Raw genomic sequence first — 25831 nt, forward strand, 5'->3', positions numbered from 1 at the left:
AAGTACAACAAGCCCTGGAGACTCGCACATGCAACGTAGAACCTTTCTCGCGGGCACGGCCGCGCTCGCAGGCGCCGCGTTGGCGGCGCCCTCGCTCGCCTTCGCGCAGCAACTGCCGCTCGAGACGAAGAAAGTCTCGATTGCCGTGGGCGGCAAGAACCTCTTCTACTACCTGCCGCTTACGATCGCCGAGCGGCGCGGCTTCTTCAAGGACGAAGGCCTCGAGATCGAGATCGCCGACTTCGCGGGCGGCTCGCAGGCGCTGAAGGCTGCCGTGGGCGGCAGCGCGGACGTCGTCTCGGGCGCGTTCGAGCACACCATCCTCCTGCAGGCGCAGCACCAGATGTTCCGCGAATTCGTGCTGCAGGGGCGCGCGCCGCAGATCGTGCTGGCCGTCTCGAAGAAGACCATGCCCAACTACAAGTCGATCGCCGACCTCAAAGGCAAGAAGATCGGCGTGACGGCGCCCGGTTCCTCCACCGCGATCATGGCGAGCTTCGTGCTCGCGAAGGCGGGGCTCACCGCGAGCGACGTTTCGTTCATCGGCGTGGGGGCGGGGGCCGGCGCGATTGCCGCGCTGCAGTCCGGCCAGATCGACGCGCTCGCGAACCTCGACCCGGTGATGACCAAGCTCGAACGCTCGGGCGACATTCGCGTCGTCTCGGACACGCGCACGCTTGCCGACACGCACACGGTCTTCGGCGGCGACATGCCGGCGGGCTGCCTCTACGCTTCGCAAAGTTTCATCACGAAGAACCCGAACACCACCCAGGCGCTCACGAATGCGATGGTGCGCGCGCTCAAGTGGCTGCAGTCGGCCACGGGGGCGCAACTTATCGACACCGTGCCCGAGAGCTATCTGCTGGGCGACCGTGCGCTCTATCTGGCTTCGTGGGAGCACGTGAAGGAGGCGATGTCGCCGGACGGCCTGATGCCGGCCGACGGCCCGGCCACCTCGCTCAAGACGCTGCAGACGTTCGACCCGAACGTGAAGGGCAAGCCCATCGACCTCTCGAAGACGTGGACCAACGACTTCGTGAAGAAGGCGCTCGCCACCGTCAAGAGCTGACGCCCGCAGTCTGCCGACCCTGCGCCGCGCCCCCGCGCGCCGTTGCTCGTGCAGGGGTTCACCGCACAGTTCCAGAAGACGATGACCGTACCCGCACTCGCGCTCGAGAACATCACCTGCACCTTTGCTTCGCGTGAGGACCGCTCGCAGCGCTATACCGCTGTTGCGAACGCAACCTTGCGCATCGCGCCCGGCGAGTTCGTTTCGGTGGTCGGGCCGACCGGCTGCGGCAAGTCCACGCTGCTCAACATCGGCGCGGGGCTCCTCGCGCCCAGTGCCGGCACGGTCAGCGTGTTCGGCGAGCCGCTCGCGGGTCTGAACCGCCGCGCGGGCTACATGTTCCAGGCCGACGCGCTGATGCCGTGGAAAAGCGCGCTCGACAACGTCATGGCGGGGCTCGCGTTTCGCGGCGTCGCGGCGAGCGAGGCGCGTGCGCAGGCCGAGGAGTGGCTCAAGCGCGTGGGGCTCGGCGGTTTCGGCGACCGCTATCCGCACCAGCTTTCGGGCGGCATGCGCAAGCGCGTGGCGATGGCGCAGACGCTGATTCTCGACCCCGACATCGTGCTCATGGACGAGCCGTTTTCGGCGCTCGACATCCAGACGCGCCAGCTCATGGAGAACGAACTACTCGGCCTGTGGGCCGCGCGCCGCAAGGCGGTGCTCTTCATCACGCACGATCTCGACGAGGCCATTGCCATGTCGGACCGCGTGGTGGTGCTGTCCGCGGGGCCGGGCACGCATCCGATCGGCGAATTCGCGATCGATCTGGCGCGGCCGCGCGACGTGGCCGAAGTGCGCTCGCATCCGCGCTTCGTTGAACTGCATGCGCAGATCTGGGGCGTGCTGCGCGACGAAGTGCTCAAGGGCTACCAGCAGCAGCTCGCGGGCGGCTGAGGCCGGGAGCGCTGCGAGCGCCGCAGGCGTGGTGGGCGTTACATGTGTCATCGGCGCCGCGCGCGTTTCGAGAGAGGGGAAACGAGATCATGTGGAAACGGCTGCGCCCGCATCGGGGCAACCTCATCGTCTGGCAGTGGCTGCTGCTCGTTGCGTGCTTCGGACTTTGGTACGTGCTCACGAGCCCGACGCTCCTGCCGCCGTTCTATTTCGACGATCCGAACAAGGCCGCCTTCTTCTTCGGCGAGCCGCAGAAGGTGCTGTTGCGCATCTGGGAATGGTTCACGGGCGGCGAGATCTGGCTGCACCTCTGGGTCACGCTGATCGAAACCGTGCTGGCGTTCGCGATCGGCACGGTGAGCGGGCTCGCGGTCGGCTTGTGGCTCGCGCTCGCGCCCACGGCCAGTGCGCTCTTCGACCCCTACATCAAGGCCGCGAACTCGATGCCGCGCGTGATCCTCGCGCCCATCTTCGGCGTGTGGTTCGGTCTTGGCATCTGGTCAAAGGTGGCGCTCGGCGTCACGCTCGTCTTCTTCATCGTCTTCTTCAACGTCTACCAGGGCGTGAAGGAAGTGAGCCCGGTCGTGCTCGCGAACGCGCGCATGCTGGGCGCGAGCCGCAAGCAGTTGCTGCGTCACGTTTATCTGCCGAGCGCCATGAGCTGGGTGTTTTCGAGCCTGCACACGTCGGTGGGGCTCGCGTTCGTTGGGTCGGTGGTGGGCGAGTATCTGGGGTCGGCGAGCGGTGTCGGCTATCTGATCCTGCAGGCCGAAGGCACCTTCGACATCAACACCGTGTTCGCGGGGATACTCGTGCTCACGGCCTTCGCGCTGATTCTCGATGCGCTCGTCGGGCTTGCGGAGCGGCGCCTCATGAAGTGGCAGCCCAACGCGGGCGACACCGAAAAACTCTAGACGGCGCGGCGCGCTTCGCGCGCGCCGTCTGCATCGCCTGGCCGAAGCTCAGGGCTCGATCACGATCTTGCCCGTCACCTTGCGCGAGGCCATGTCCTTGAGGGCCTGGGCGGTATCGGCGAGCGTATAGCGTTTCGACACGTAGGGCTTGAGCTTGCCTTCGCCGATCCAGCCCACCATCTGCGCGAACGCTGCGGCATTGTGCTTCGGCTCGCGCCGCGCGAAGTCCCCCCAGAACACGCCGACGAGACTCGCGCCCTTGAGCAGCGTGAGATTGAGCGGCAGCTTCGGGATCTCGCCATTGGCGAAACCCACCACGAGATAACGGCCGCGCCAGCCGATGCTGCGAAACGCGGGCTCGGCGTATTCGCCGCCCACGGGGTCGTAGATCACGTCGGGGCCGCGGCCGTCGGTGAGCGCCTTGATGCGCTCGCGCAGGTCTTCGGTGCTGTAGTTGATGGTGGCGTCCGCGCCGAAGCGACGGCACACCTCCAGCTTTTCTTCGCTCGATGCGGCCGCGATCACGCGCGCGCCGAGCACCTTGCCGATCTCCACGGCCGCAAGACCCACGCCGCCCGCCGCGCCGAGCACGAGCAGGGTTTCGCCCGCCTTCAGCGCGGCGCGGTCCACCACTGCGTGATGCGAGGTGCCGTAGGCGAGCGTGAAGGCCGCGGCGGTGGCGAAATCCGCGCCGTCGGGCAGCGGCACGCACGCGTCGGCATTGGCGATCGCCTGCTCGGCGAAGCCGCCCTGGCCGACGTACGCGACGACGGGCGTGCCCGGTGCGAGCCTGACGCCGTCGCCTGCCGCACGCACGACGCCCGCGACTTCCGCGCCCGGCGTGAACGGCAGCGGCGGCTTCACCTGGTACTTGTTCTCGATGATCAGCACGTCGGGAAAGTTGACGGCGGCGGCTTTTACGTCGATTACGACCTGGCCCGGACCGGGCGTGAGGTCGGGCAGATCTTCGAGCGTGAGCGAATCGGGCGGACCGTACTGGTTGCAGCGAATGGCGCGCATCGTGTCTCCTTGTCTGTCGCGTCGTTCATGAAATCGGGAGTGACTGACAGTGTACGGCAAATCGCCAGAATGCGAACGACCGTGCGTTTATTTGCGGCGCTAAAAAGAGGATTCGAAGCGGGCGTTCCGGCGCCGCGGCATGCGGCGCAAACGTCCACGCGGCAAGCCGGACGAAGCAGTCTGCCGGGCGCGCGCAAGGCGCGCCGGGCTGTCGTTCGCCTGCCTTCTTTCCTCGGTTACAATCGACCGATGCGAATACTACTCAGCAACGACGACGGTTATCTCGCCCCGGGGCTCGCGGCCCTCTACGAGGCGCTCCAGCCGCTCGGCGAGGTCACCGTGATGGCGCCGGAGCAGAACTGCAGCGGCGCATCGAACTCGCTTACGCTGTGGCGGCCGCTGTCGGTGCAGCGCTCCAGGACCACCGGTTTTCACTACGTGAACGGCACGCCCACCGACTCGGTGCACATCGCGCTCACCGGCATGCTGGAGCACCGGCCCGACCTCGTGGTTTCCGGCATCAACAACGGCCAGAACATGGGCGAGGACACGCTGTACTCGGGCACCGTGGCAGCCGCCACGGAAGGCATCATGTTCGGCGTGCCGGCCATTGCGTTTTCACTCGTTGACAAAGACTGGGCGCACCTCGATTCCGCTGCGCGCGTGGCCGCTGAAATCGTCGCGCATTACCTCGCGCATCCGTTGCCGGGGCATCCGTTGCTGAACGTCAATATTCCGAATCTGCCGTACGACGAACTCGGCGAGTGGCGCGTAACGCGCCTCGGCAAGCGCCACCCCTCGCAGCCGGTGATCCGGCAGACCGATCCGCGCGGCGAGCCGATCTACTGGATCGGCCCCTCGGGCAGCGCGCGCGACGCGAGCGAGGGCACGGATTTTCACGCGGTGTCGCACGGCCACGTGTCGATCACGCCGCTGCAACTCGATCTGACCCACACGCAGATGTTGCCGAAGACGCACGAATGGGTGCGCCGGGGCGGCAGCGCTTCATGACGGGCGAGCGCACCCGGCGTTTTCCGCTTGGACTCGCGGATCTCGTTCGCGAGCCGCGCCGCCGCGACGCGCGGCCAGCCGGTGCGGGCGCGGGCGAGACGCGGGCGCCGTTCGCGGGCGCGTCCAAACCTGCGGCGGTGAAAAGCGTGCCCGCGCCGGCGATGCCGCACGCGGGCGTCAAGAGCGGCGCCGCAGGCGGTGCCGCAGCGGCCAGGCCGATGCCGACGCGCGCGAGCCAGGCCGCGCAGGCTGCCGGGGCGAAGGGCATCGCGCAGGGGGCTGCGAATGGGCCGGCGAAGGTTCCAGCGAAGGTGACAACGAAGGTTCCAATGCAAGGCCCGGCGAAGGCGCCCGCTAAGAGCGCAATGCCTTCGCCCGCCCGCGCGGGCACCGTGCGCCGCAGCGACACGGCGCCCCGCGCCGCCGCGCCGCTACCCGCTTCCGCGAATCGCCCCGCCGGCGCGCGCCCAGCCGTATCCCCGCGTCCCGGCGCAGTGCCGGCCACTGGCGCTCCCGGCGTGCCGTTGAACAGCGCGCTTGCGCTGACTTCGGAACGGGTTCGCGAACGCATGGTCGAACGCGTGCGGGCGAACGGCATTGCCGACCCGCGCGTGCTCCAGGCGCTCGCGGGCGTGCCGCGCCACATGTTCGTCGATCCGGGTCTCGCGACCCAGGCCTACGAAGATGCGGCGCTGCCGATCGGCCATCAGCAGACCATCTCGAAGCCCTCGGTGGTGGCCCGCATGCTCGAACTCGCGGGCGCGGGCCGCACGCTGGATCGCGTGCTGGAGATCGGCACGGGCTGCGGCTATCAGGCCGCGGTGCTGAGCCGCATCGCGCGCGACGTGTATTCGATTGAACGCATCAAGCCGCTGTACGAGCGGGCGAAGACGAATCTGCGCCCGCTGCGCATCCCGAATATCCGCCTGCACTATGGCGATGGACGGCTCGGATTGCCGTCGGCGGCGCCATTCGACGCGATCGTGATCGCGGCCGCGGGCTTCGACGTGCCGCAAGCGCTGCTCGAACAACTCGCCATTGGCGGGCGGCTCGTGGCGCCGGTCGCGTCGGCCGGCAGCGATACGGTCCAGGTGCTCACGCTCGTCGAGCGCACGGGCCCGGCGCAGTGGCGGGAGTCGCGGCTTGATCGCGTTTTCTTTGTCCCCTTAAAATCCGGAGTGATCTGAAACCGATGAGTATGTTGCGCGCGATGCAAAGAAACCGCCCGAAAGCCGACCTGACCGTAGCCCAGCGCAGTGCTTCTGTCATCGCGCTCTGTCTGTTGACGGCCTGCGCGACGCGGCTCGATCAGGCGCCCGTCGTCGACCGCACGGAGCCGGCCGCTACCGCCGCCGCGCAGCCCGCGGTGCCGCTCGGACCGCCGCCTCCGGGATACTACCGGGTGAAACCTGGCGACACGTTATACAGAATTGCGCTCGAAAACGGCCAGAACTATCGCGACATCGCGACGTGGAACAATCTCACCAATCCGAATCAGATTGAAGTGGATCAATTGTTGCGCGTGGCGCCTCCGGGTGCGAACGTGGCGGGCTCCACACCGGGCGTCGTGACCGCACCGGTGCCGGGCGGCAACGTAACCAGCGTGCCGCCGGGTTCCGCCGCGGCCATGCCGCCGATGATCGGCTCGGGCGCCAACGGCGCTACCGCCGTGCCGCCGCAAACGCAGCCGCAAACGTCGCCGCAAGCGCAGCCGCAGGCGAGCGACAGCGCGGCGCCCGCGGGCAACATCGCGCTCGCGTGGCCGGTGCGCGGTCCCGTGCTCGCTGGTTTCGACGACACGAAGAACAAGGGCATCGATATCGGCGGCGCGGCGGGCGATCCGGTCAGGGCGGCAGGCGACGGACGCGTGGTTTATGCCGGAAATGGGCTGCGCGGATACGGCAATCTCATTATCATCAAGCATGACGCCACCTTTTTGACAGCGTATGCACACAACCGAGCTTTGATGGTAAAAGAAGGGGATGCGGTCACCAAAGGTCAGAAGATCGCCGAAATGGGAAATAGTGATTCGGACCGTGTGATGCTGCATTTCGAAGTTCGCCGTCAGGGCAAGCCCGTCGACCCACTGAAGTACTTGCCGCCGCAATAATAGCGAGCCGACCATGCCGAAATCGAAGCGCCGTCTGCAGCAAACCGAGTCTGACAGCCAAGCCGCCCCGGTTTCGGTCGAGGACGGCGCTGCGTCGGCCGACGACGAGGCGCTGTCCGAGAACGACAACGGCCGCGATTTCGACGAACGCGAAGCGGCGGCGGACGAAGAAGGCGGCACGCGCGAGGCCGCCGGCCCGGCGCCGGACGCCGACGACTTCCGCGCGATCCTGCAGGCCGAACTCACGGCCGACACCATCCAGCATTATCTGAACCGGATCAGCGTGAAGCCGCTGCTCACGGTCGAGGAAGAGCAGCGCTACTCGCGTCTTGCGAAGGCGGGCGAGTTCGAGGCGCGCCAGGTCATGATCGAGCGCAATCTGCGGCTCGTGGTGAGCATCGCGAAGGGCTACCTGAATCGCGGCGTGCCGCTGCTCGACCTGATCGAAGAGGGCAATCTCGGCCTCATGCACGCGATCGAGAAGTTCGATCCCGCACGCGGCTTCCGTTTCTCGACCTATGCCACCTGGTGGATCCGCCAGAGCATCGAACGCGCGATCATGAACCAGGCACGCACGGTGCGCCTGCCGGTGCACGTGATCCGCGAGTTGAACCAGGTGCTGCGCGCGAAGCGCCATCTCGAAAAGAATTCGCTGAATGCCGATAGGGCTTCCGAGCGGCGCGACGCGAGCATCGACGACATCGCCTATCTCACGGGCAAGACCACCGAGGAAGTCACCGACATCCTCGCGCTCAACGAACATACGGCTTCGCTCGACGCGCCGCTCGATCTCGATCCCGCGAGCAGCCTGCTCGATCTGCTCTCGGACGACCAGAGCCAGTCGCCGGACGCCGAAGTGCAGCACCGCGAACTCGAAACGCTCACGCGCGCGTGGCTCGGACGCCTCTCGGACAAGCACCGCCACGTGATCGAGCGCCGCTTCGGGCTGAACCATATCGAGCCCGCGACACTCGAAGAGCTGGCCGACGAAATGGGCCTGACCCGCGAGCGCGTGCGCCAGATCCAGCAGGAAGCCCTGGTGCGGCTCAAGCGCTTCTTCGCTTCCAACGGCGTACGCAAGGACGCCGTCCTGTAATTTCCGCAGCTCGATTCATGACACCTGTACTCGTATTCGACATCGAGACGATTCCCGATGTCGACGGCATTCGCCGTCTCGACAATCTTCCCGCTTCGCTGACCGACGCCGAAGTGGCCGGGCATGCCTTCGCCGCGCGCCGCGAGAAAACCGGCAGCGATTTTCTGCCGCACCATCTGCAGCGCGTGGCCGCCATCTCGTGCGTGTTCCGCGACGGCCAGGGTTTTCGCGTGCGCTCGCTCGGCACGCCCGAGGATGGCGAAGCCGCGCTCATCCAGTCGTTCTACCGCACGATCGAAAAGTACACGCCGCAACTGGTGTCCTGGAACGGCGGCGGCTTCGACCTGCCGGTGCTGCATTACCGCGCGCTCGTGCACGGCATCCGCGCGTCGCGCTACTGGGACCTCGGCGAGGACGACCGCGAATTCAAGTGGAACAACTACATCAGCCGTTATCACTCGCGTCACACCGACCTGATGGACGTGCTGGCGATGTACCAGGCGCGCGCGAATGCGCCGCTCGACGCGCTTGCGAAGCTCTGCGGCTTTCCGGGCAAGCTCGGCATGGACGGCGGCCAGGTGTGGAGCGCGTTCCAGGAAGGGCGCATCGAGGAAATCCGCAACTACTGCGAAACCGATGTGGTCAACACCTACCTGCTGTATTGCCGGTTTCAGTTGATGCGCGGCGGTTTTTCCGAGCGCGAATACGAAGACGAAATCGTGCACGTGAAGAACGCGCTGGCGATGGAGCCGGCGCCGCACTGGGCCGAGTATCTCGCCGCCTTCGGCGCGTGAGCGGCTGCCTCGAGGCGCTCGGGGCATATCGTACCGCTCAGTCTAGTTCCAGCACGATGGGCTGATGGTCCGAGGCCCGGGTCGCGCCGTCGATCTCGCAGCGTCGGAGACGCTCGCGCAGATCCTCGGTGACGAACACGAAATCGCACGCCATCGGTCCGGACGACCACTGCTCCGTGTCGTAGACGCCCGCTGTCGGCGGCGGCGTTGCGCCCGGGTGCAGCGCCATCCACGCATCGACGAATGCCGGGCTGTCTGCGATGGGTTCGAGCATGCGGGCGTACGCCTCGCTGCCCCACGCGCTGTTGAAGTCCCCGCACAGGATCGCGCTGACAGGGCGGCCTGTCGGCGCGAACGGGCCGTTACCTTTTTCTCCCGGCGCGGGGGCGGCCGCGTGGCCTGCCGCTTCGTGCTGGAGCCGCCGCAGTTCATCGACCTGCGCGAGCCGCTGCCGCGCCGAGTAAAACTCCAGATGCGTGACCAGCACGCGCAGCGCACCGCCCGGCGCGCCGAGCACGGCCTCCAGGGCGACCCGCTGCATGGAGGGCGCGGCGGGGTCGGCAGGCCAGGGCAGGGCGTGGCGGAACACCTGGGCGACGGGAAGCCGCGTTGCGATGGCGTTGCCGAACTGGCGCCGCCCCGCGTTGGCGGCGCCGGGCGCGGCCGGAAGATCGGCGCCGATGGCTTCGATCACGGTATAGCCGGGCAACCGTGCCGCCAGTTCGGCGAACTGATCGCCGCCGGGGGAGCCGGGCAGGCCGGCGAACCCACGCGTGACTTCTTGCAGGCAGAGCACGTCGAAGTCGGCGAGGCGCCGTGCCTCGTGCACGGTGTGGGCCAGATCGGCCACGCCTGCGGCGCTGCGTCCCCACTGAACGTTCCAACTGAGCAATTTCACGGACGACTCCCGAAGCGCAATCGACACGGCTTCAATGTAGCCGAACGCGGGTCTGCCCGTAGTGCGTGCCCTGGTGCGCGCCCCGGCGCCAGCCGGGCCAGAAACGCCTCAGCGCGGCAGACCGGGGCACGACCCGCGCATCGCGGCCGTGACGCGTTGCTGGTCGTCGAAAAACACGGCGAAATGCGTGCCGCTGTTGTCGCCCAGCGCATACTGGAAGCAACTGTTGCCGGAGGCGCCGTATTCGCTGTCCGGCGGCCCGATGCGTCGCACGACGTCTTGCTGGGTCATGCCTGGCGAGACCTGGCTGATGATCGTTTCGGGCTTGACGGAGGAGGCGCAGGCGGCGAGGCTCAGAAGGATGGCCGCGGCGATGGCGCAGTGAGTGAGCTTGCTCATTCGATTCCTGTTGGTGAAAGTGGCATTGTCCATGCGCGAGGCATGGAAGATCCATCGGGTTAATCGAGCAACGCGCGAGGCAGCCGGTGCGACGACACGGCCGGACGGGATCGGAAGACGGGATCGTTACAAAAGAATGCAGGGACGAATGCAGGGACCGGCGGGCGCAGCGCGGTGCCGGCCTCATCGTGCCGGGCGCGCGCGCCGACTTCGTCTACAATCTCGCCTTTGCCCAATTTTCACTCACCGTCTGTCAGGAATCCGCTGGTGTCTCAAGCCGCCCCCGACCCTCAACCCGAACCCGTAGAAGCCGCGCCCGCCGCGGCCGTGCCCGCGAAGCGCAGCAAGCGCGAGCGCCGGGCCGAGCGGCGTGCCGCCGCCGACGCGTCGGTCCTTCATGCCCCGATTCTGGAGATCGAGTCGCTCGATATGGAGGCGCGCGGCGTCGGCCGCACCGTCACCGAAACGGGCGAGCCGGGCAAGGTGATCTTCGTCGAGGGCGCACTGCCCGGCGAACGCGTCACCTATTCGAGCTACCGCAAAAAGCCGAGCTTCGAGCAGGCTCAGGTGGTGGACGTGCTCCGCGAAAGCGTGATCCGCACGAAACCGCAGTGCAAGTTCTTCGGCACCTGCGGCGGCTGCTCGATGCAGCATCTGGACGTGCGCGCGCAGATCGCCGTCAAGCAGCGCGTGCTCGAAGACAACCTCGCGCATCTTTCGAAGGTGCGCGCCGAAACCCTCTTCCGGCCCATTCACGGCCCGTCCTGGGGCTATCGCTACCGCGCGCGCCTGACCGTGCGCGACGTGCCGAAAAAGGGCGGGGTGCTGGTGGGCTTCCACGAGCGCAAGAGCAGCTACGTCGCCGACATGACGAGCTGCGAGGTGCTGCCGCCGCACGTTTCGGCGATGCTTGTGCCGCTGCGCCAACTGGTCGAAGGGCTGTCGATCCGCGATCGCATGCCGCAGATCGAGCTGGCCGTGGGCGCGAGCGTGACGGCGCTCGTGCTGCGGATCCTGGAGCCGCTCACCGCCGCCGACGAAGCGCTGTTGCGCACCTTCGCCGACGCGCACAACGTGCAGTTCTGGCTCCAGCCGAAGGGGCCGGACACGGTGTTCCCGTTCTATCCGCTCGATGCGCAGCTCGACTACACGCTGCCCGAGTTCGATATCCGCATGCCGTTCAAGCCGACGGACTTCACGCAGGTCAATCATCAGATCAATCGCGTGCTGGTTGGCCGTGCGCTGCGCCTGCTCGCGCCACAGCCGGGCGACCGCGTGCTCGACCTGTTCTGCGGCATCGGCAACTTCACGCTGCCGCTCGCGCGCCTCGCGCGCGAGGTGGTGGGCATCGAAGGCAGCGAAACGTTGACGGCGCGCGCGCTCGAAAATGCGCGTGCGAATGGGGTGGACGGCCACACGTCGTTCGCCTGCCGCAACCTGTTCGAAGTGACCGCGGACGATATGCGCGCGCTGGGTGCGTTCGACAAGTTCCTCGTCGATCCGCCGCGCGAAGGGGCGCTCGCCGTGTCGAAGGCGCTTGCGGATATCGCGCAAAGCGGCGAAGGCCCGCTGCCGAAGCGCATCGTCTATGTGTCGTGCAATCCTTCGACGCTGGCGCGCGATGCGGGCCTGCTCGTGCACGAGGCCGGCTACCGGCTGAAGGGCGCGGGCGTGGTGAACATGTTCCCGCACACGTCGCACGTGGAGTCGATTGCGCTATTCGAGCGCGATTGAATAACTGAGCGTCAGGGCCAGCGCCGGAGCGCAGGCGAAAAAAGCACGAAAAAAAGCCCCGCATTTTTCGCGGGGCTTTGTTTTTTCTGCACGGGCTGCCTGCCCGGCGCCGATGGCTTACCAGAGCTGCCACCACGACTTGCTGTCCTTGCCCGCGCGTGCGCGGCCCGTGATGTACGGGCTGTCCGGGAAGGTGGCGGCCAGCACGCGGCGGGTGTCGTCGGCGAGCTGCGGCTGGTCGAGCTTCTGGTACGACAGGACCATGATGTGCAACGCGTCTTCGATGGCCGGCGCGCTCTTGTACTCGGTGATCGCGAGCTGCGCGCGGTTGATCGCGGCCACATAGGCGCCGCGGCGGTAGTAGTAGTCGGCGGCGTGCACTTCGTGCGACGCCAGCGCGTTCACGATGTAGCGCATGCGCTGCGCGGCGTCCGGCGCGTACTTGCTCTGCGGATACTTGTCCACCACGACCTTGAACGCGTCATAGGACTCGCGCAGCGACTTCGGGTCGCGCTCGCTCATGTCCTGACCCGAGAAGCGGCCAAAGAGGCCCAGGTCGTCGTTGAAGTGGATCATGCCCTTGAGGTAGTAGGCATAGGAGATGTCCGGGTGATCCGGGTGCAACTGGATGAAGCGGTCGATGGCCTGGTCGGCGGCGTCGTTCTCGCTGTCCTTCCAGTCGCAGTAGGCCACGTTGATCTGCGCCTGCTGGGCGAAGTGACCGAACGGGTCGCGGCCTTCGAGCGATTCGAAGTACTTCGCGCACTTGCTCCAGTCACCGGCGGAGAGCGCGTCCTGGGCCTCCGTATATAATTTGTTGTTGTTCCACGTTGCCGTTTCGTCGGTCTTTTCCGGCAGGCCGTGGCAGCCCGCCACTACGGCGAGCGCGGCACCGCAGGCGGCGATGCGAATCACATTGCCGAGCTTGCCGAATATCGCCAGTGCGGGCGATTGCGCTTCCGTGTTCCGGGCCATCGCGTGTTGGGCCAGTTTCGTAATCGTGTTCAAGGCTCGCATTTTCCAGTTCAGCTTCAGGTCCCAGTTTGACCCAGACTCAATGACCCGTTCAGTTCTTCCGGGAGGCGGCGCCCCCGGCGCCCAAAACAGCATCGACCATTATAGCCTGGGCGAAGTGCCCGATGACGCTGCGCCCGGCGAGGCGCTCGACGACGACCTCGGCGCGGACGCGCGCGCGCGCGGCGGCGAGGCGCCGCGGCGCGTCCAGGTGCCCGACGAGCTTGCCGGCGAGCGGCTCGACAAGGTGCTCGCGAAAATCTTTCCCGAATTTTCGCGCAGCCGCCTGCAGGGCTGGATCGAGGCGCAGCGCGTGCGCGTGGACGGTGCGAGCGCCAAGGTGCGCCAGCCGGTGCCGCTCGGCGCCACGATCGAGCTCGTGCCCGATCTTTTGCCCGAGCAGCTTGCGTTTACGCCGGAACCCGTGCCGCTCGATGTCATTTACGAAGACGAGGCGATCGTCGTCATCAACAAGCCTGCCGGGCTCGTCGTGCATCCGGCCGCGGGCAACTGGAGCGGCACGATCCTCAACGGCCTCCTGCACCGCTACGGCGACGCGGCCGCGGGCCTGCCGCGCGCGGGCATCGTCCACCGGCTCGACAAGGAGACCTCGGGGCTGATGGTCGTCGCGCGCACGCTCGAGGCGCAGACCGATCTCGTGCGCCAGTTGCAGGCGCGCACGGTCAAGCGCCGCTATCTGGCGCTCGTGTGGGGCAACATGCCGGAAAAGGGCACCATCGACGCGCCGATCGGCCGCGATCCGCGCGAGCGCACCCGCATGGCCGTGGTGGCGGGCGCCTCGGGCAAGCCCGCGCGCACGCATTTCCGGCGAGTCGATTCGACGCTCTGGCACGGCCAGCCCGTGAGCGCGATCCATTGCGACCTGGAAACGGGGCGCACGCATCAGATCCGCGTGCACTGCGCGCATATCCGTCATCCGTTGCTGGGCGACCCCGTGTACGGCCACGCGCGCGGCAAGCGTTCGGTTGCCGCGCTGCCGGACGGCTTCGCGCGCCAGGCGCTGCACGCCTGGCGGCTTGGCCTGATTCATCCGGTGACGGGCCGCGCGATGCAGTGGCGCGCCGAGGTGCCCGACGACATGGATGCGCTGATCGCGGCGCTCGGTTTCGGCTCGGAAGAGGAGGACGAATACGGCTTCGACGACGAGGTCTTCGACAGCGCCTACACGGACGAAGGTTTCGTCATCGGCAGCGACGAAGAGAACGATGAGAACGAAGACGACACAGAAGACGACGCAGAAGACGATAGCGACAGCGAGGACCACCGCGCATGAGCACCACCGTTGAACTGACTTCTGCCGATCTGCTGCATCCCGACTGGCAGGCACCCGCGAAGGTCCGCGCCATCGTGACGACGCGCAATGGCGGCGTGAGCGCGCCGCCGTTCGGCCGCTGGCAGGCCGGGAGCGAGGGTGATGCAGATGGCGAGGGGCGCGACCTGCCGGACGGGCTGAATCTCGGCCGGCTTTCCGGCGACGAACTCGACGACGTCGAAGCGAACCGGGCGCGGCTGCTCGCGTATGCGGGCGTGCCGGCGGCGTGGCTCAAGCAGGTCCACGGGGCCGGCGTGGTCGAGGCCGGCGCGGCGCTCGCCGCGGCCCGCGCGGGCGAGCCGCTCGCGGCCGACGCGAGCGTAACCGATCGCCCCGGCATTGCCTGCACGGTGATGGTGGCCGACTGCATGCCCGTGCTGCTCTGCGACGACGCGGGCCGCGCCGTGGGCGCCGCCCATGCGGGCTGGCGCGGCCTGGCAGCCGGCGTGATCGAGCGCACGGCCGCGCGCGTGGCGGCACTGGCGGCCTGCGCGACGCAGGACCTGCATGCTTACCTCGGTCCGGCGATCGGGCCCGCGGCCTTCGAAGTGGGGGCAGACGTGCGTGACGCCTTCATGAACCACGCGGCGCATGTCGGCGAGGCACAACGCGAGGCGACGGCCGCGGCGTTCGTCGCGCGGCCCGAGGCGGCCGGCAAGTACCTCGCCGATCTGGGCGCACTGGCGCGCTTGCGGCTCGCGGCACTCGGCGTCACGCGCATCAGCGGCGGCGACCAGTGCACCTACACGCAACGCGAGCAGTTCTATTCCTACCGGCGCGATCACGTGACCGGCCGCATGGCCGCGCTCGTCTGGCTCGAATCCTGACATCGTTCGACGAGGGTATTTCCGCTGCATTCCCCGGCGCTTTTGCTGCGACGCATCAAGCGCCGGGAAACGCCGTGCGCGAACGAATGCCGATGGCGTGACAGGCCGCCGCATTGCATTGCAACCGCTTGGCGCCACGGCGCTTTTTAACGCATTGCGCGGCGCGCTGCTGTTTATGCGATGCTTGGGCGATAACTCACATCGGGAAAACGATAATAAAAAATTTATCGCAGTGCGGCAAAATCGGGCACAAGCATTGACACGCTTCGCAGTGGGGAGCAAGAATGTCCTTCACCTACGGGACAGGACGTGACGAGGCGCAACGAGCGCCGCGTCTGCGTACCACCTGCCTCTCAACCAGTCCTTCGGGGCATATCGGTCAAAAGCAGGCATGACGGCATCTGAACGTTCCACGAATTCCCCGGGCACGGGCGCTTCAACTAGCGGTGCGCAGCAATTCACTCCGGATGCCGCCGGAATGCAGCAGATATTCGACGCGTGGACCCAGGCCTGGCGCAATGCCATGAATGCTGCGCAGCAAGCCCAGCAAGGGGCGTCGCGGCAAGCGCCGTTTCCGAACCCCTGGTGGCCGCAGGCGGGTGCCGCTGTCAACGGCGCAGGGGCGCCTGGTGGCCTTGGCGGTCTCGGTGGCCTCAGTGGCCTGACCGGCGCCTTTGGCGCTCCCGGCGGCATGGCATCGCCCTTCGAGGCATTCCGCCTGCCGGCGGCTTCGATCGAGCCCTCACGTCTGCAGCAACTTCAGGCCGACTATTCGCGCGAGGCCCTCGACTTGCTGCGCCAGGCGTCGGACACCGCGCCGCAGGCGCCCGAACTGAAGGACCGCCGTTTCAGCTCGGACGCATGGAAGGCCACGCCGGCCTATGCGTTCACGGCCGCGTGGTATCTGCTCAACGCGCGCTACCTGCACGAGCTTGCCGACGCGATCAACGCCGATCCGAAAACCCGCGAGCGCATTCGCTTCGCCGTGCAGCAATGGACGGCGGCGGCTTCGCCGAGCAATTTCCTCGCGCTCAATCCCGACGCCCAGAACACCTTGCTCGAAACGCACGGCGAAAGCCTGCGCCAGGGCGTGATGAACCTCTTGGGCGACCTCACGCGCGGCAAGATCTCGCAGACCGACGAGTCGCGCTTCGTGGTGGGCCGCAATCTGGCGACGACCGAAGGCTCGGTCGTGTTCGAGAACGAACTGCTCCAGCTTATCCAGTACAAGCCGCGCACGGCGAGCGTGCGCGAGCGGCCGCTGCTGATCGTGCCGCCCTGCATCAACAAGTTCTACATCCTCGACCTGCAGCCCGAGAATTCGCTCGTCGCGTATGCGCTCGAACAGGGCCAGCAGGTGTTCCTCGTGTCCTGGCACAACGGCGACGCATCGATCGTCGACAAGACGTGGGACGACTACATCGAAGACGGCGTGCTCAAGGCCATCGATGTCGTGCGCAGCATCAGCGGCCGCGAGCAGATCAACACGCTCGGCTTTTGCATCGGCGGCACGATGCTGGCCACGGCGCTCGCCGTCGCCGCGTCGCGCGGCGAGCATCCGGCGGCGTCGATGACGCTGCTCACTGCGATGCTCGACTTCTCGGATACGGGCGTGCTCGACGTGTTCGTGGACGAGGCGCACGTGCAGATGCGCGAGCAGACCATCGGCGGGAAGAACGGCACGAAGCCCGGCCTCATGCACGGCGTGGAGTTCGCCAATACGTTCTCGTTCCTGCGCCCGAACGATCTGGTCTGGAATTACGTCGTCGACAACTATCTCAAGGGCCGCACGCCGGCGCCGTTCGACCTGCTGTTCTGGAACAGCGATTCGACGAGCTTTCCGGGGCCGGCCTACACGTGGTATCTGCGCAATACCTACCTCGAGAACAAGCTGCGCGAGCCCGGCGCGCTTACGGTGTGCGGCGAGGAGGTGGATCTTTCGCGCATCGACGTGCCGACCTTCATTTACGGTTCGCGCGAGGATCACATCGTGCCGTGGCGCACGGCGTACGCTTCGGTGCCGCTGCTCTCGGGGCCGCTGCGCTTCGTGCTGGGCGCGTCGGGGCATATCGCCGGGGTGATCAACCCGGCTTCGAAGAACAAGCGCAGTTTCTGGAGCATCGAAACCGATGCGAAGCACCTGCCGGCCGACGCGGAAGAATGGTTTGGGCAGGCGCAGGAAAAGCCCGGCAGCTGGTGGCCGACGTGGGCCGAATGGCTCGATCAGTATGGCGGCAAGAAGGTCAAGCCGCGAGCGCAGGCCGGATCGGCGGAATTTCCGGAGATCGAACCGGCGCCGGGACGTTACGTGCAGCAGCGCGATTAAAAGCGCACCGCTGCGGGAATGGGTTTTTAACTTGACGGGTCGGCGTCTCTCGCGACGTTCTACCGGCCGGAGGAACTGGAAATGACTGACATTGTGATCGTATCGGCCGCACGCACGGCAGTGGGCAAATTCGGCGGCTCGCTCGCGAAGATCCCGGCTCCCGAACTGGGCGCGGTGGTCATCAAGGAAGCGCTGGCGCGCGCGGGCATCAAGCCCGAGCAGGTGAGCGAAGTGATCATGGGTCAGGTGCTGACGGCCGGCTCGGGCCAGAACGTGGCGCGCCAGGCGGCGATCAAGGCCGGCTTGCCCGCTTCGGTTCCCGCCATGACGATCAACAAGGTGTGCGGCTCGGGCCTGAAGGCCGTGATGCTCGCGGCGAACGCGATCATCGCGGGCGACGCCGAGATCGTCGTGGCCGGCGGCCAGGAGAACATGAGCGCGGCGCCGCACGTGCTGCCGGGTTCGCGCGACGGCTTCCGCATGGGCGACGCGAAGCTCGTCGACACCATGATCGTGGACGGCCTGTGGGACGTGTACAACCAGTACCACATGGGCGTGACGGCGGAAAACGTCGCGAAGGAATTCGGCATCACGCGTGAAGAGCAGGACGCGTTCGCCGCGCTCTCGCAGAACAAGGCGGAAGCGGCGCAGAAGGCCGGCCGCTTCGACGACGAAATCGTGCCGGTCGCGATTCCGCAGAGGAAGGGCGAGCCGCTCCAGTTCAAGACCGACGAGTTCGTGCGCCACGGCGTGACGGCCGAATCGCTCGCGAGCCTGAAGCCGGCGTTCAACAAGGAAGGCACGGTGACGGCGGCGAACGCCTCGGGCCTGAACGACGGCGCGGCCGCGGTGGTCGTGATGTCGGCGAAGAAGGCCGAGGAACTGGGCCTCAAGCCGCTCGCACGCATCAAGGCGTACTCGAACGCGGGTCTCGATCCGAAGATCATGGGCATGGGCCCGGTGCCGGCGTCGAAGCGCTGCCTCGAACGCGCGGGCTGGACGCCGCAGGACCTCGATCTCATGGAGATCAACGAAGCCTTCGCGGCGCAGGCGCTCGCCGTGAACAAGCAGATGGGCTGGGACACGTCGAAGATCAACGTGAACGGCGGCGCGATCGCCATCGGCCACCCGATCGGCGCGTCGGGTTGCCGCGTGCTCGTCACGCTGCTGTACGAGATGCAAAAGCGCGACGCGAAGAAGGGCCTCGCCTCGCTGTGCATCGGCGGCGGCATGGGCGTGGCGCTCGCGGTCGAGCGCGCCTGAGGCAGCGAACGAAGCGGGGCGCCCCGGGGCGTTGCAGGGCGGCCTGCTTCGGTGCCGCGCGCCGCATGACGGGCGCGGGCGGCACCGGTCCCGTGCGCGAGCGCCGGGACAGAGGAAAGGGCGAGGCCGGGGCCGTCGTTGGGCGTCCCGGAAAACGATAATGGAGTTGGGTTTATGTCACAGCGTATTGCGTATGTAACGGGCGGCATGGGGGGCATCGGCACCGGAATTTGCCAGCGCCTCGCGAAGCAGGGCTTCATCGTGGTAGCCGGCTGCGGCCCGAACTCGCCGCGCCGTGTCAAATGGCTGGAAGATCAGAAGGCGCTCGGTTTCGACTTCGTGGCCTCGGAAGGCAACGTCGGCGACTGGGATTCGACGCGTCAGGCGTTCAACAAGGTCAAGGCCGAAGTGGGCGAGGTCGAAGTGCTCGTCAATAACGCGGGCATTACGCGCGACGTGGTGTTTCGCAAGATGACGCGCGAAGACTGGACCGCGGTGATCGACACGAACCTCACGAGCCTCTTCAACGTGACGAAGCAGGTGATCGACGGCATGGTGGAGCGCGGCTGGGGCCGCATCATCAACATCTCGTCGGTGAATGGACAGAAAGGCCAGTTCGGGCAGACCAACTACTCGACGGCCAAGGCAGGCATCCACGGCTTCACGATGGCGCTCGCGCAGGAAGTGGCCACCAAGGGCGTGACGGTCAACACCGTCTCGCCGGGCTACATCGGCACCGACATGGTGAAGTCGATCCGCCCGGACGTACTGGAGAAGATCGTGGCGACCATTCCCGTGCGGCGCCTTGGCGCCCCCGAGGAAATCGCCTCGATCGTCGCATGGCTCGCCTCCGACGAATCGGGCTTTGCAACCGGTGCGGACTTCTCGCTGAACGGCGGGTTGCACATGGGCTGATCCGGCGCGCCGCGCGCCTTGCCTTCGGGCGTGCGCGGCACCGCAGGGATCCACACGGACCGCGCGCCTCGCTGCACACCGGGGCAGGCGCCGCATCCGGGCTAGACCGGCGCGCAGGCGCGGCCGGGCGAACAAGGGCGACATATGACGACTACAAAGAAAACCGCCGAACGACTGATCAAGAAATATCCGAACCGTCGGCTGTACGACACGGAGACGAGCACCTACATCACGTTGACCGATGTGAAGCAACTCGTGCTCGATCAGGAGGAGTTCAAGGTCATCGACGCGAAGACCAACGAGGATCTGACGCGCAGCATCCTGCTGCAGATCATCCTGGAAGAGGAGAGCGGCGGGCTGCCGATGTTCTCCTCGTCGATGCTGTCGCAGATCATTCGTTTCTACGGCCATGCGATGCAGGGGATGATGGGGACCTACCTGGAGAAGAACATCCAGGCGTTCATCGACATCCAGAACAAGCTCGCGGACCAGTCGAAGAACCTCTACGAAGGCAACGCGATGAACCCCGAGGTCTGGTCGCAGTTCATGAACATGCAGGCGCCCATGATGCAGGGCATGATGACCAGCTACATCGAGCAGTCGAAGAACATGTTCGTCCAGATGCAGGAGCAGATGCAGAACCAGGCGAAGTCGATGTTCAGCAGCTTCCCGTTCAAACCTGCCGCTCCCGCGCAGGGCACGCCCGAGAGCGAAGACGAGAAGAAGTGAGCGGGGCGAACGCGGCGGGGTAGCGGCGGCGCGCTCAGCGCACTTGCTCGTGCGCGCGCCCCCGCGCGCGGCCGCCGGCCCGGCATGCAGGAATGCCGCTCCCGATGACATCCGGGTAAAATGGTGGATTGGCTCGATCTCGCGCGGCGCACTGGCCGCCGGGCGCCCCACATCCGGACGTACACGTGAAAAACCCAGTTGAATCAACGACCTCCCGCACTCCTGCTCCGCGTGTGGGGATGGTTTCCCTCGGCTGCCCGAAGGCGCTTGTCGACTCCGAGCAGATCATCACGCAGCTGCGCGCCGAGGGTTACGAAATCTCCGGCACCTATGACGGCGCCGATCTGGTCGTGGTCAACACTTGCGGTTTCATCGACGAGGCGGTGCAGGAAAGCCTCGACGCCATCGGCGAAGCGCTGAGCGAGAACGGCAAGGTGATCGTCACGGGTTGTCTCGGCGCGAAGCAGAGCGCGAGCGGCTCGAATCTCATCGAGGAAGTCCATCCCAAGGTGCTGGCCGTGACCGGCCCGCACGCGGTGGGCGAAGTCATGCAGGTGGTTCACACGCATCTGCCCAAGCCGCACGATCCGTTCGTCGATCTCGTGCCGCCCGCGGGCGTGAAGCTCACGCCGCGCCACTATGCGTACCTGAAGATATCCGAAGGCTGCAACCACCGCTGCACGTTCTGCATCATCCCGTCGATGCGCGGCGATCTCGTTTCGCGTCCGGTTGCGGAAGTGATGCTCGAGGCCGAAAACCTCTTCAAGTCGGGCGTCAAGGAACTGCTCGTCATCTCGCAGGACACGAGCGCCTATGGCGTGGACGTGAAGTACCGCACCGGCTTCTGGAACGGCCGTCCGCTCAAGACCCGCATGAACGATCTCGTCGGCGCGCTGGGCGAGCTGGCCGCGCAGTATGGCGCCTGGGTGCGCCTGCATTACGTCTATCCGTATCCGAGCGTGGACGAAGTCATTCCGCTCATGGCCGAAGGCCCGTTCAAGGGTCACGTGCTGCCGTATCTCGACGTGCCGTTCCAGCACGCGCATCCCGAAGTGCTCAAGCGCATGAAGCGCCCCGCGAACGCGGAGAAGGTGCTCGAGCGCGTGCAGGCCTGGCGCGCGATGTGCCCGGACCTCACGATCCGCAGCACGTTCATCGCGGGCTTTCCGGGCGAGACGGAAGCGCAGTTCGAAACCCTGCTCGACTTCATCCGCGAGGCGGAGCTCGACCGCGTGGGCTGTTTCGCCTATTCGCCCGTGGAAGGCGCGAGCGCCAACGAACTCGACGGCGCGTTGCCCGACGAAGTGCGCGAGGAGCGCCGCGCGCGCTTCATGGAAGTGGCCGAGGCCGTGTCCGCGAAGCGCATCCAGCGCAAGGTCGGCAAGACGCTCAAGGTGCTGATCGACGAGATCAATGTCGATGGCGGCATTGGCCGCACCGCCGCCGACGCGCCCGAGATCGACGGCGTGGTCTACGTCGCGCCGGCCACCAAGGCGTCGAAACGCTACAAGGTCGGCGACTTCGTCTCGGTGAAGATCACCGGCGCGGACGGGCACGATCTCTGGGGCGAGGTCTGAGCCGCATGAGCGAAGCCGCGCCGCAAGTCCTCGCGTTCGGCGAGGCGATGGTCGAATTCAATCAGGCGTCCCAGGACAAGCCCGAGTACCTGCAGGGCTTCGGCGGCGATACGTCGAACTTCTGCATTGCCGCCGCGCGCCAGGGCGTGCGCACGGGCTTCGTCTCCGCCGTGGGCGAGGACCCGTTCGGGCGCCTCCTGCTCGATCTGTGGGCGCGCGAGGGCGTCGATACCGCTACCGTGCGCCTCGACGCAGCGGCACCCACCGGCGTTTATTTCGTCTCGCACGGCCCGAACGGGCATGCGTTCGACTATCTGCGCGCGGGCTCGGCGGCAAGCCGCTACGCGCCGCGCGATTTGCCGCGCGAAGCACTCGCGGCGGCGCGCGTGCTGCATCTTTCCGGCATCAGCGTGGCGATCAGCAACACGGCCTGCGACGCAGCGTTTGCCGCGATCGATCTCGTGCATGCGGGCGGCGGCCAGGTGAGCTTCGATACGAACCTGCGGCTCAAGCTCTGGCCGCTGCCGCGCGCGCGGGCCGTGATGAGCGAAGTGCTGCGCGCCACCGACATCTGCCTGCCGAGCTGGGACGACGTGACGGCGCTCACGGGGCTCGACGACCGCGATGCGATCGTCGACTGGCTGCTCGCGCGCGGGCCGCGCGTGGTGGCCCTGAAGCTCGGCAAGGAGGGCGCCTATGTGGCGACCGCCGGCGAGCGGCGTCTCGTGCCGGGCCGCGCGGTCGCGGCGGTCGATGCGACGGGGGCGGGCGACTGCTTCGGCGGCGCATTCATCGCGCGCCTCGTGTCGGGCGACGACCCGTTCGCGGCGGCGCGTTACGCGAATACGGCGGCGGCACTTTCGACGCTGGGCTTTGGCGCCGTTGCGCCGATTCCGCGTCGCGAGGCGGTCGAAGCCATGCTGGCCGCGTAAGCGGCCACCAGGTCGCCGTCCGGCGCACGGCTCACTCGAAGGTAGGAAACCGATGGAAAACTCGACCTTGAAGCAAGGGATCGCCGCTACGCGCGGCATGCGCCGGATGGCTTGCGCGCTCGCCGTGGCGGCGTTTGCCCTGCCTTTGTCCGCACGCGCGCAGAACGCGGTTGACCCCGTGAAAGCACTGGCCGCGCCGCCGCCGATCTCGTTGCCGCTCAAGCCGAACCCCGAATTCGCGCAGTTTCCGCGCTATGTGGGCATGCTCGGCAAGCGGCAGATCGTGATGCGGCTCGGACCGAAGACCGACGACCCGAGCGGCGTGCACGGCGAGTATCAATTCACCGACACGGGCGAGGTCATCCTGATCGCGGGCGACCGCGAGGGCACGACGCTCGAAGGCGAGGAGTCGAACGACGGCACGCACATCACCGGCAACTGGGTGGGGACGTTCTCGCCCGACGGCACGGTGTCGGGCGAGCGCATGGAAGTGGACGATTCCAACCCGGTCGATTTCGAGCTGAAGCCGCTTGCGGCCGGGCAGCCGGTGCCGGCACCGACACCGGCTGCCGCCGCGGCGCCTGCGGCGGCTCCCTCGGCACCCGCGGGCGCCCAGCCCGTGGGCGGCGTCAGCAATCTCACCACCGGTCAATAGCCCGCCAACAGCCTGCCAACAACAGCCTGCCAAATGAACAAAACCGACTCCAGCCGCGCGTTGCAGACGCGCATTCTCCATCCAGAAGGCGAGATCACGCCGGGTTTCGAGTCCTTTGCCGCGCCCGTCACGCGCGCCTCGACCGTGGTCTTTCCCGATCTGGCGACGCTGCGCGCGCTCGACTGGCGCGACGATGCGCAATGGCGCTACGGCCTGCATGCGACGCCGACCTCGGCGATGCTGGCCGGGCGGCTCGCGGCTATCGAAGGCGGCGAGCACGTGCTGCTGCAGCCTTCGGGGCTCTCCGCGATCTCGAACGTGTATTTCGGCCTCGTGAAAGCGGGCGACGACGTGCTGATTCCCGACAACGCCTATTCGCCGAACCGCGAGCATGGCGATTGGCTCGCACGCGACTTCGGCGTGACGGCACGCTATTACGATCCGCTGATCGGCGCGGGCATCGCTTCGCTGATCCAGCCCAACACGCGGCTGATCTGGATCGAAGCGCCGGGCTCCGTCACGATGGAAGTGCCCGACGTGCGCGCGATCACCGCGGCGGCGCGGGCGCGCAACGTGGTGACGGCGATCGACAACACGTATTCGGCGGGGCTCGCGTTCAAGCCCTTCGAGCACGGTGTCGATATCTCGGTGCAGGCGCTCACGAAATACCAGTCGGGCGGCAGCGACGTGCTGATGGGGGCGACGATCACGCGCGAGCGCGACGTGTATCTGAAGCTCAAGCAGGCGCGCATGCGCCTTGGCATCGGCGTGTCGGCGGACGATTGCTCGCTCGTGCTGCGCGCGCTGCCGAGCATGAAGGCGCGCTTCGAAGCCCACGACCGCAGCGCATTGGCGCTCGCGAGCTGGCTCAAGACGCGCGGCGAAATCGCGGCGATGCTGCACCCCGCGTTCGAAGATTGCCCCGGCCACGCCGAATTCAAGCGCGACTTCACGGGCGCGGGCGGCCTCTTTTCCGTGGTGTTCCAGGAACGCTACAGCCCGGAGCAGATCGATACGTTCTGCGAATCGCTCGAACTTTTCGCGCTGGGCTGGAGCTGGGGCGGGGCGCACAGCCTCGTGATGCCTTACCACATCGATTCGATGCGCACGGCCTCGCGCTGGCCGCATCGCGGCACGCTGGTGCGCTTCTACGTCGGTCTCGAAGACGAAGCCGACCTGCGTGCCGACATCGAGCAGGCGCTCGCGAAGCTGGCCTGATCGTTGTCCGATGCCCGCCGGGCACCTCTACGCCCGGCGCGCGCCCGCAGTCTGGAAATGCCGGTCAGAGCAGCCGCAGCAAGCCGTCGAGCCCGACGAAGTTGAACGCCACGCTCGCGGCTTCGCGCACCACCGGTTTCGCGCGAAACGCCACCGAAAGGCCGGCTTCGGCCATCATCTTCAGATCGTTCGAGCCGTCGCCCATCGCAATCGCGCGGCGCGGCTCGATGCCGAGCTGCGCGCAGGTTTGCACGAGCGTGCGGGCCTTCACGTCGGCGTTGACGATCTCGCCGCTCACGCGGCCTGTCAGCTTGCCATCGACGATTTCGAGCGTGTTCGCGTGCGTGTAGTCGAGCCCGAGGCGCGCCTTCAGGCGCTCCGTGAAGAACGTGAAGCCGCCGGAGACCAGCAGCGTCTTCAGGCCGGCCGCCTTCGCGCCTGCCAGCATCTGTTCGGCGCCCGGCGAGAGTTGCAGGCGCTCTTCGTACACGCGTTCGAGCGCGCCGGCGTCGAGCCCCTTGAGCAGCGCCACGCGGCGTGTGAGGCTTTCGTTGAAATCCTTGATCTCGCCGCGCATCGACGCTTCGGTAATCGCCGCGACCTCGGCTTTGAGGCCGCAGAAGTCGGCGATCTCGTCGATGCATTCGATCGTGATGAGCGTCGAGTCCATGTCCATCGCAACGAGGCCGAAGTCGGCGAGCGTGCGGCCCGCTTCGACGAACGCGTAGTCGAGCCGGTGCGTGCCGCAATACACGTCGAGGTCGGCGCGCTGGCCCGGCACGGCGTCGTCGATGCGCAGGGCGTAGTCGTCGAGCGGCGTGAGGCGGCTGCCGCGCGCGAGCGCGAGAAGCGGCTTGTGGTGGACGGCAGGCAGCGGGGCGGGGCTCTGGATGACGAGATTCATGTCGTGGGTGGGCAGCGGACGAAGGCGCCGCGCCCGGATGCGCGGCAAACCGCAACATTGTAACTGCTCGAAGCGGGCGTCCGGCCGGGTGCCTGAGGCCCGGGGCTTTCGGTTGTGCGGCGCAGTGGCACGCGATCCGTCCCGCTGCACACCTTTGCGCGACGAAAGCTTGCGTTCGTTGCACAATGAAAGCTCGCGC

General features: G+C 67.0%; 24 protein-coding genes. 19 read left to right on the forward strand and 5 right to left on the reverse strand.

Going from position 1 to position 25831, the window contains the following annotated elements; all coding sequences use genetic code 11:
- The first annotated feature begins 28 nt into the window (after window positions 1–28).
- From BFE01S_RS06455 to BFE01S_RS06465, 3 genes are all read left to right on the forward strand, one after another.
- Entirely contained in the window at window positions 29–1069 is a 1041-nt protein-coding gene (locus BFE01S_RS06455; RefSeq protein ID WP_028224772.1) for an ABC transporter substrate-binding protein, read from the forward strand.
- 81 nt (window positions 1070–1150) lie between these two features.
- Window positions 1151–1963: an ABC transporter ATP-binding protein gene (locus BFE01S_RS06460; protein ID WP_028224773.1), complete on the forward strand. Its 813-nt coding sequence runs from the start codon at window positions 1151–1153 to the stop codon at window positions 1961–1963.
- A gap of 89 nt (window positions 1964–2052) precedes the next feature.
- Complete coding sequence (locus tag BFE01S_RS06465) at window positions 2053–2877, forward strand: ABC transporter permease (protein WP_028224774.1); 825 nt, start codon at window positions 2053–2055, stop codon at window positions 2875–2877.
- Between the two features lie 48 nt (window positions 2878–2925).
- Here BFE01S_RS06465 and BFE01S_RS06470 read toward each other — a convergent pair whose 3' ends face one another.
- Window positions 2926–3897 carry an NADPH:quinone oxidoreductase family protein gene (locus tag BFE01S_RS06470; protein WP_028224775.1) on the reverse strand — a complete coding sequence of 324 codons (972 nt, stop codon included), beginning with the start codon at window positions 3895–3897 and terminating at the stop codon, window positions 2926–2928.
- A 249-nt stretch (window positions 3898–4146) separates the two neighbouring features.
- On the opposite strand from BFE01S_RS06470, the gene surE reads away from it, so the two are divergent.
- The 5 genes from surE to BFE01S_RS06495 are packed head-to-tail and all read left to right on the forward strand — an operon-like array spanning window position 4147 to window position 8908.
- Window positions 4147–4908: a 5'/3'-nucleotidase SurE gene (gene surE / locus BFE01S_RS06475; protein ID WP_028224776.1), complete on the forward strand. Its 762-nt coding sequence runs from the start codon at window positions 4147–4149 to the stop codon at window positions 4906–4908.
- Window positions 4905–6095 carry a protein-L-isoaspartate(D-aspartate) O-methyltransferase gene (locus BFE01S_RS06480; protein ID WP_028224777.1) on the forward strand — a complete coding sequence of 397 codons (1191 nt, stop codon included), beginning with the start codon at window positions 4905–4907 and terminating at the stop codon, window positions 6093–6095. Before surE ends, BFE01S_RS06480 begins: the two co-directional genes overlap by 4 nt.
- Window positions 6096–6100: 5 nt before the next feature.
- Entirely contained in the window at window positions 6101–7018 is a 918-nt protein-coding gene (locus BFE01S_RS06485; RefSeq protein ID WP_028224778.1) for a peptidoglycan DD-metalloendopeptidase family protein, read from the forward strand.
- Window positions 7019–7031: 13 nt separating this feature from the next.
- Window positions 7032–8114 carry an RNA polymerase sigma factor RpoS gene (gene rpoS / locus BFE01S_RS06490; protein WP_028224779.1) on the forward strand — a complete coding sequence of 361 codons (1083 nt, stop codon included), beginning with the start codon at window positions 7032–7034 and terminating at the stop codon, window positions 8112–8114.
- A gap of 17 nt (window positions 8115–8131) precedes the next feature.
- Window positions 8132–8908: a 3'-5' exonuclease gene (locus tag BFE01S_RS06495; protein ID WP_028224780.1), complete on the forward strand. Its 777-nt coding sequence runs from the start codon at window positions 8132–8134 to the stop codon at window positions 8906–8908.
- 37 nt (window positions 8909–8945) lie between these two features.
- Here BFE01S_RS06495 and BFE01S_RS06500 read toward each other — a convergent pair whose 3' ends face one another.
- Both BFE01S_RS06500 and bamE read right to left on the reverse strand, forming a co-directional pair.
- Entirely contained in the window at window positions 8946–9806 is an 861-nt protein-coding gene (locus BFE01S_RS06500; protein ID WP_028224781.1) for an endonuclease/exonuclease/phosphatase family protein, read from the reverse strand.
- Window positions 9807–9914: 108 nt separating this feature from the next.
- Entirely contained in the window at window positions 9915–10205 is a 291-nt protein-coding gene (bamE, locus tag BFE01S_RS06505; RefSeq protein ID WP_028224782.1) for an outer membrane protein assembly factor BamE domain-containing protein, read from the reverse strand.
- Between the two features lie 327 nt (window positions 10206–10532).
- On the opposite strand from bamE, the gene rlmD reads away from it, so the two are divergent.
- A complete protein-coding gene (gene rlmD, locus BFE01S_RS06510; protein WP_028224783.1) occupies window positions 10533–11939 on the forward strand; it encodes a 23S rRNA (uracil(1939)-C(5))-methyltransferase RlmD in 1407 nt (468 codons plus the stop codon).
- A 117-nt stretch (window positions 11940–12056) separates the two neighbouring features.
- Here rlmD and BFE01S_RS06515 read toward each other — a convergent pair whose 3' ends face one another.
- Entirely contained in the window at window positions 12057–12914 is an 858-nt protein-coding gene (locus BFE01S_RS06515; RefSeq protein ID WP_407668188.1) for an outer membrane protein assembly factor BamD, read from the reverse strand.
- 82 nt (window positions 12915–12996) lie between these two features.
- Between BFE01S_RS06515 and BFE01S_RS06520 the strand changes: the two genes are divergently transcribed.
- The 10 genes from BFE01S_RS06520 (at window position 12997) to BFE01S_RS06565 (ending at window position 24728) form a co-directional block, all read left to right on the forward strand.
- Window positions 12997–14247, forward strand: coding sequence for an RluA family pseudouridine synthase (locus tag BFE01S_RS06520; protein ID WP_028224785.1), 1251 nt, complete (start codon window positions 12997–12999; stop codon window positions 14245–14247).
- Window positions 14244–15113, forward strand: a complete 870-nt coding sequence (gene pgeF, locus BFE01S_RS06525) for a peptidoglycan editing factor PgeF (RefSeq protein ID WP_028224786.1) — start codon at window positions 14244–14246, stop codon at window positions 15111–15113. The genes BFE01S_RS06520 and pgeF overlap by 4 nt, the downstream gene beginning before the upstream one ends.
- A gap of 391 nt (window positions 15114–15504) precedes the next feature.
- A complete protein-coding gene (gene phaC, locus BFE01S_RS06530; protein ID WP_084169583.1) occupies window positions 15505–17439 on the forward strand; it encodes a class I poly(R)-hydroxyalkanoic acid synthase in 1935 nt (644 codons plus the stop codon).
- Between the two features lie 81 nt (window positions 17440–17520).
- On the forward strand, window positions 17521–18702 hold the full coding sequence (locus BFE01S_RS06535) for an acetyl-CoA C-acetyltransferase (RefSeq protein ID WP_028224788.1): 1182 nt from the start codon (window positions 17521–17523) through the stop codon (window positions 18700–18702).
- 174 nt (window positions 18703–18876) lie between these two features.
- Entirely contained in the window at window positions 18877–19617 is a 741-nt protein-coding gene (locus BFE01S_RS06540; protein WP_028224789.1) for a 3-ketoacyl-ACP reductase, read from the forward strand.
- A gap of 144 nt (window positions 19618–19761) precedes the next feature.
- Window positions 19762–20346 carry a polyhydroxyalkanoate synthesis repressor PhaR gene (phaR, locus tag BFE01S_RS06545; RefSeq protein WP_028224790.1) on the forward strand — a complete coding sequence of 195 codons (585 nt, stop codon included), beginning with the start codon at window positions 19762–19764 and terminating at the stop codon, window positions 20344–20346.
- 239 nt (window positions 20347–20585) lie between these two features.
- Window positions 20586–21923 carry a 30S ribosomal protein S12 methylthiotransferase RimO gene (gene rimO / locus BFE01S_RS06550; protein WP_042337286.1) on the forward strand — a complete coding sequence of 446 codons (1338 nt, stop codon included), beginning with the start codon at window positions 20586–20588 and terminating at the stop codon, window positions 21921–21923.
- A 5-nt stretch (window positions 21924–21928) separates the two neighbouring features.
- On the forward strand, window positions 21929–22855 hold the full coding sequence (locus BFE01S_RS06555; RefSeq protein WP_028224792.1) for a sugar kinase: 927 nt from the start codon (window positions 21929–21931) through the stop codon (window positions 22853–22855).
- Window positions 22856–22907: 52 nt separating this feature from the next.
- Window positions 22908–23510 carry a hypothetical protein gene (locus BFE01S_RS06560; RefSeq protein ID WP_028224793.1) on the forward strand — a complete coding sequence of 201 codons (603 nt, stop codon included), beginning with the start codon at window positions 22908–22910 and terminating at the stop codon, window positions 23508–23510.
- A 33-nt stretch (window positions 23511–23543) separates the two neighbouring features.
- Window positions 23544–24728: a cystathionine beta-lyase gene (locus BFE01S_RS06565; protein WP_028224794.1), complete on the forward strand. Its 1185-nt coding sequence runs from the start codon at window positions 23544–23546 to the stop codon at window positions 24726–24728.
- Between the two features lie 64 nt (window positions 24729–24792).
- On the opposite strand, the gene serB is transcribed toward BFE01S_RS06565, so the two are convergent.
- Window positions 24793–25632: a phosphoserine phosphatase SerB gene (gene serB, locus BFE01S_RS06570; protein ID WP_028224795.1), complete on the reverse strand. Its 840-nt coding sequence runs from the start codon at window positions 25630–25632 to the stop codon at window positions 24793–24795.
- Window positions 25633–25831: the final 199 nt, after the last annotated feature.

It is taken from the genome of Paraburkholderia ferrariae NBRC 106233 (genome assembly GCF_000685035.1).
Lineage (GTDB): Bacteria > Pseudomonadota > Gammaproteobacteria > Burkholderiales > Burkholderiaceae > Paraburkholderia > Paraburkholderia ferrariae.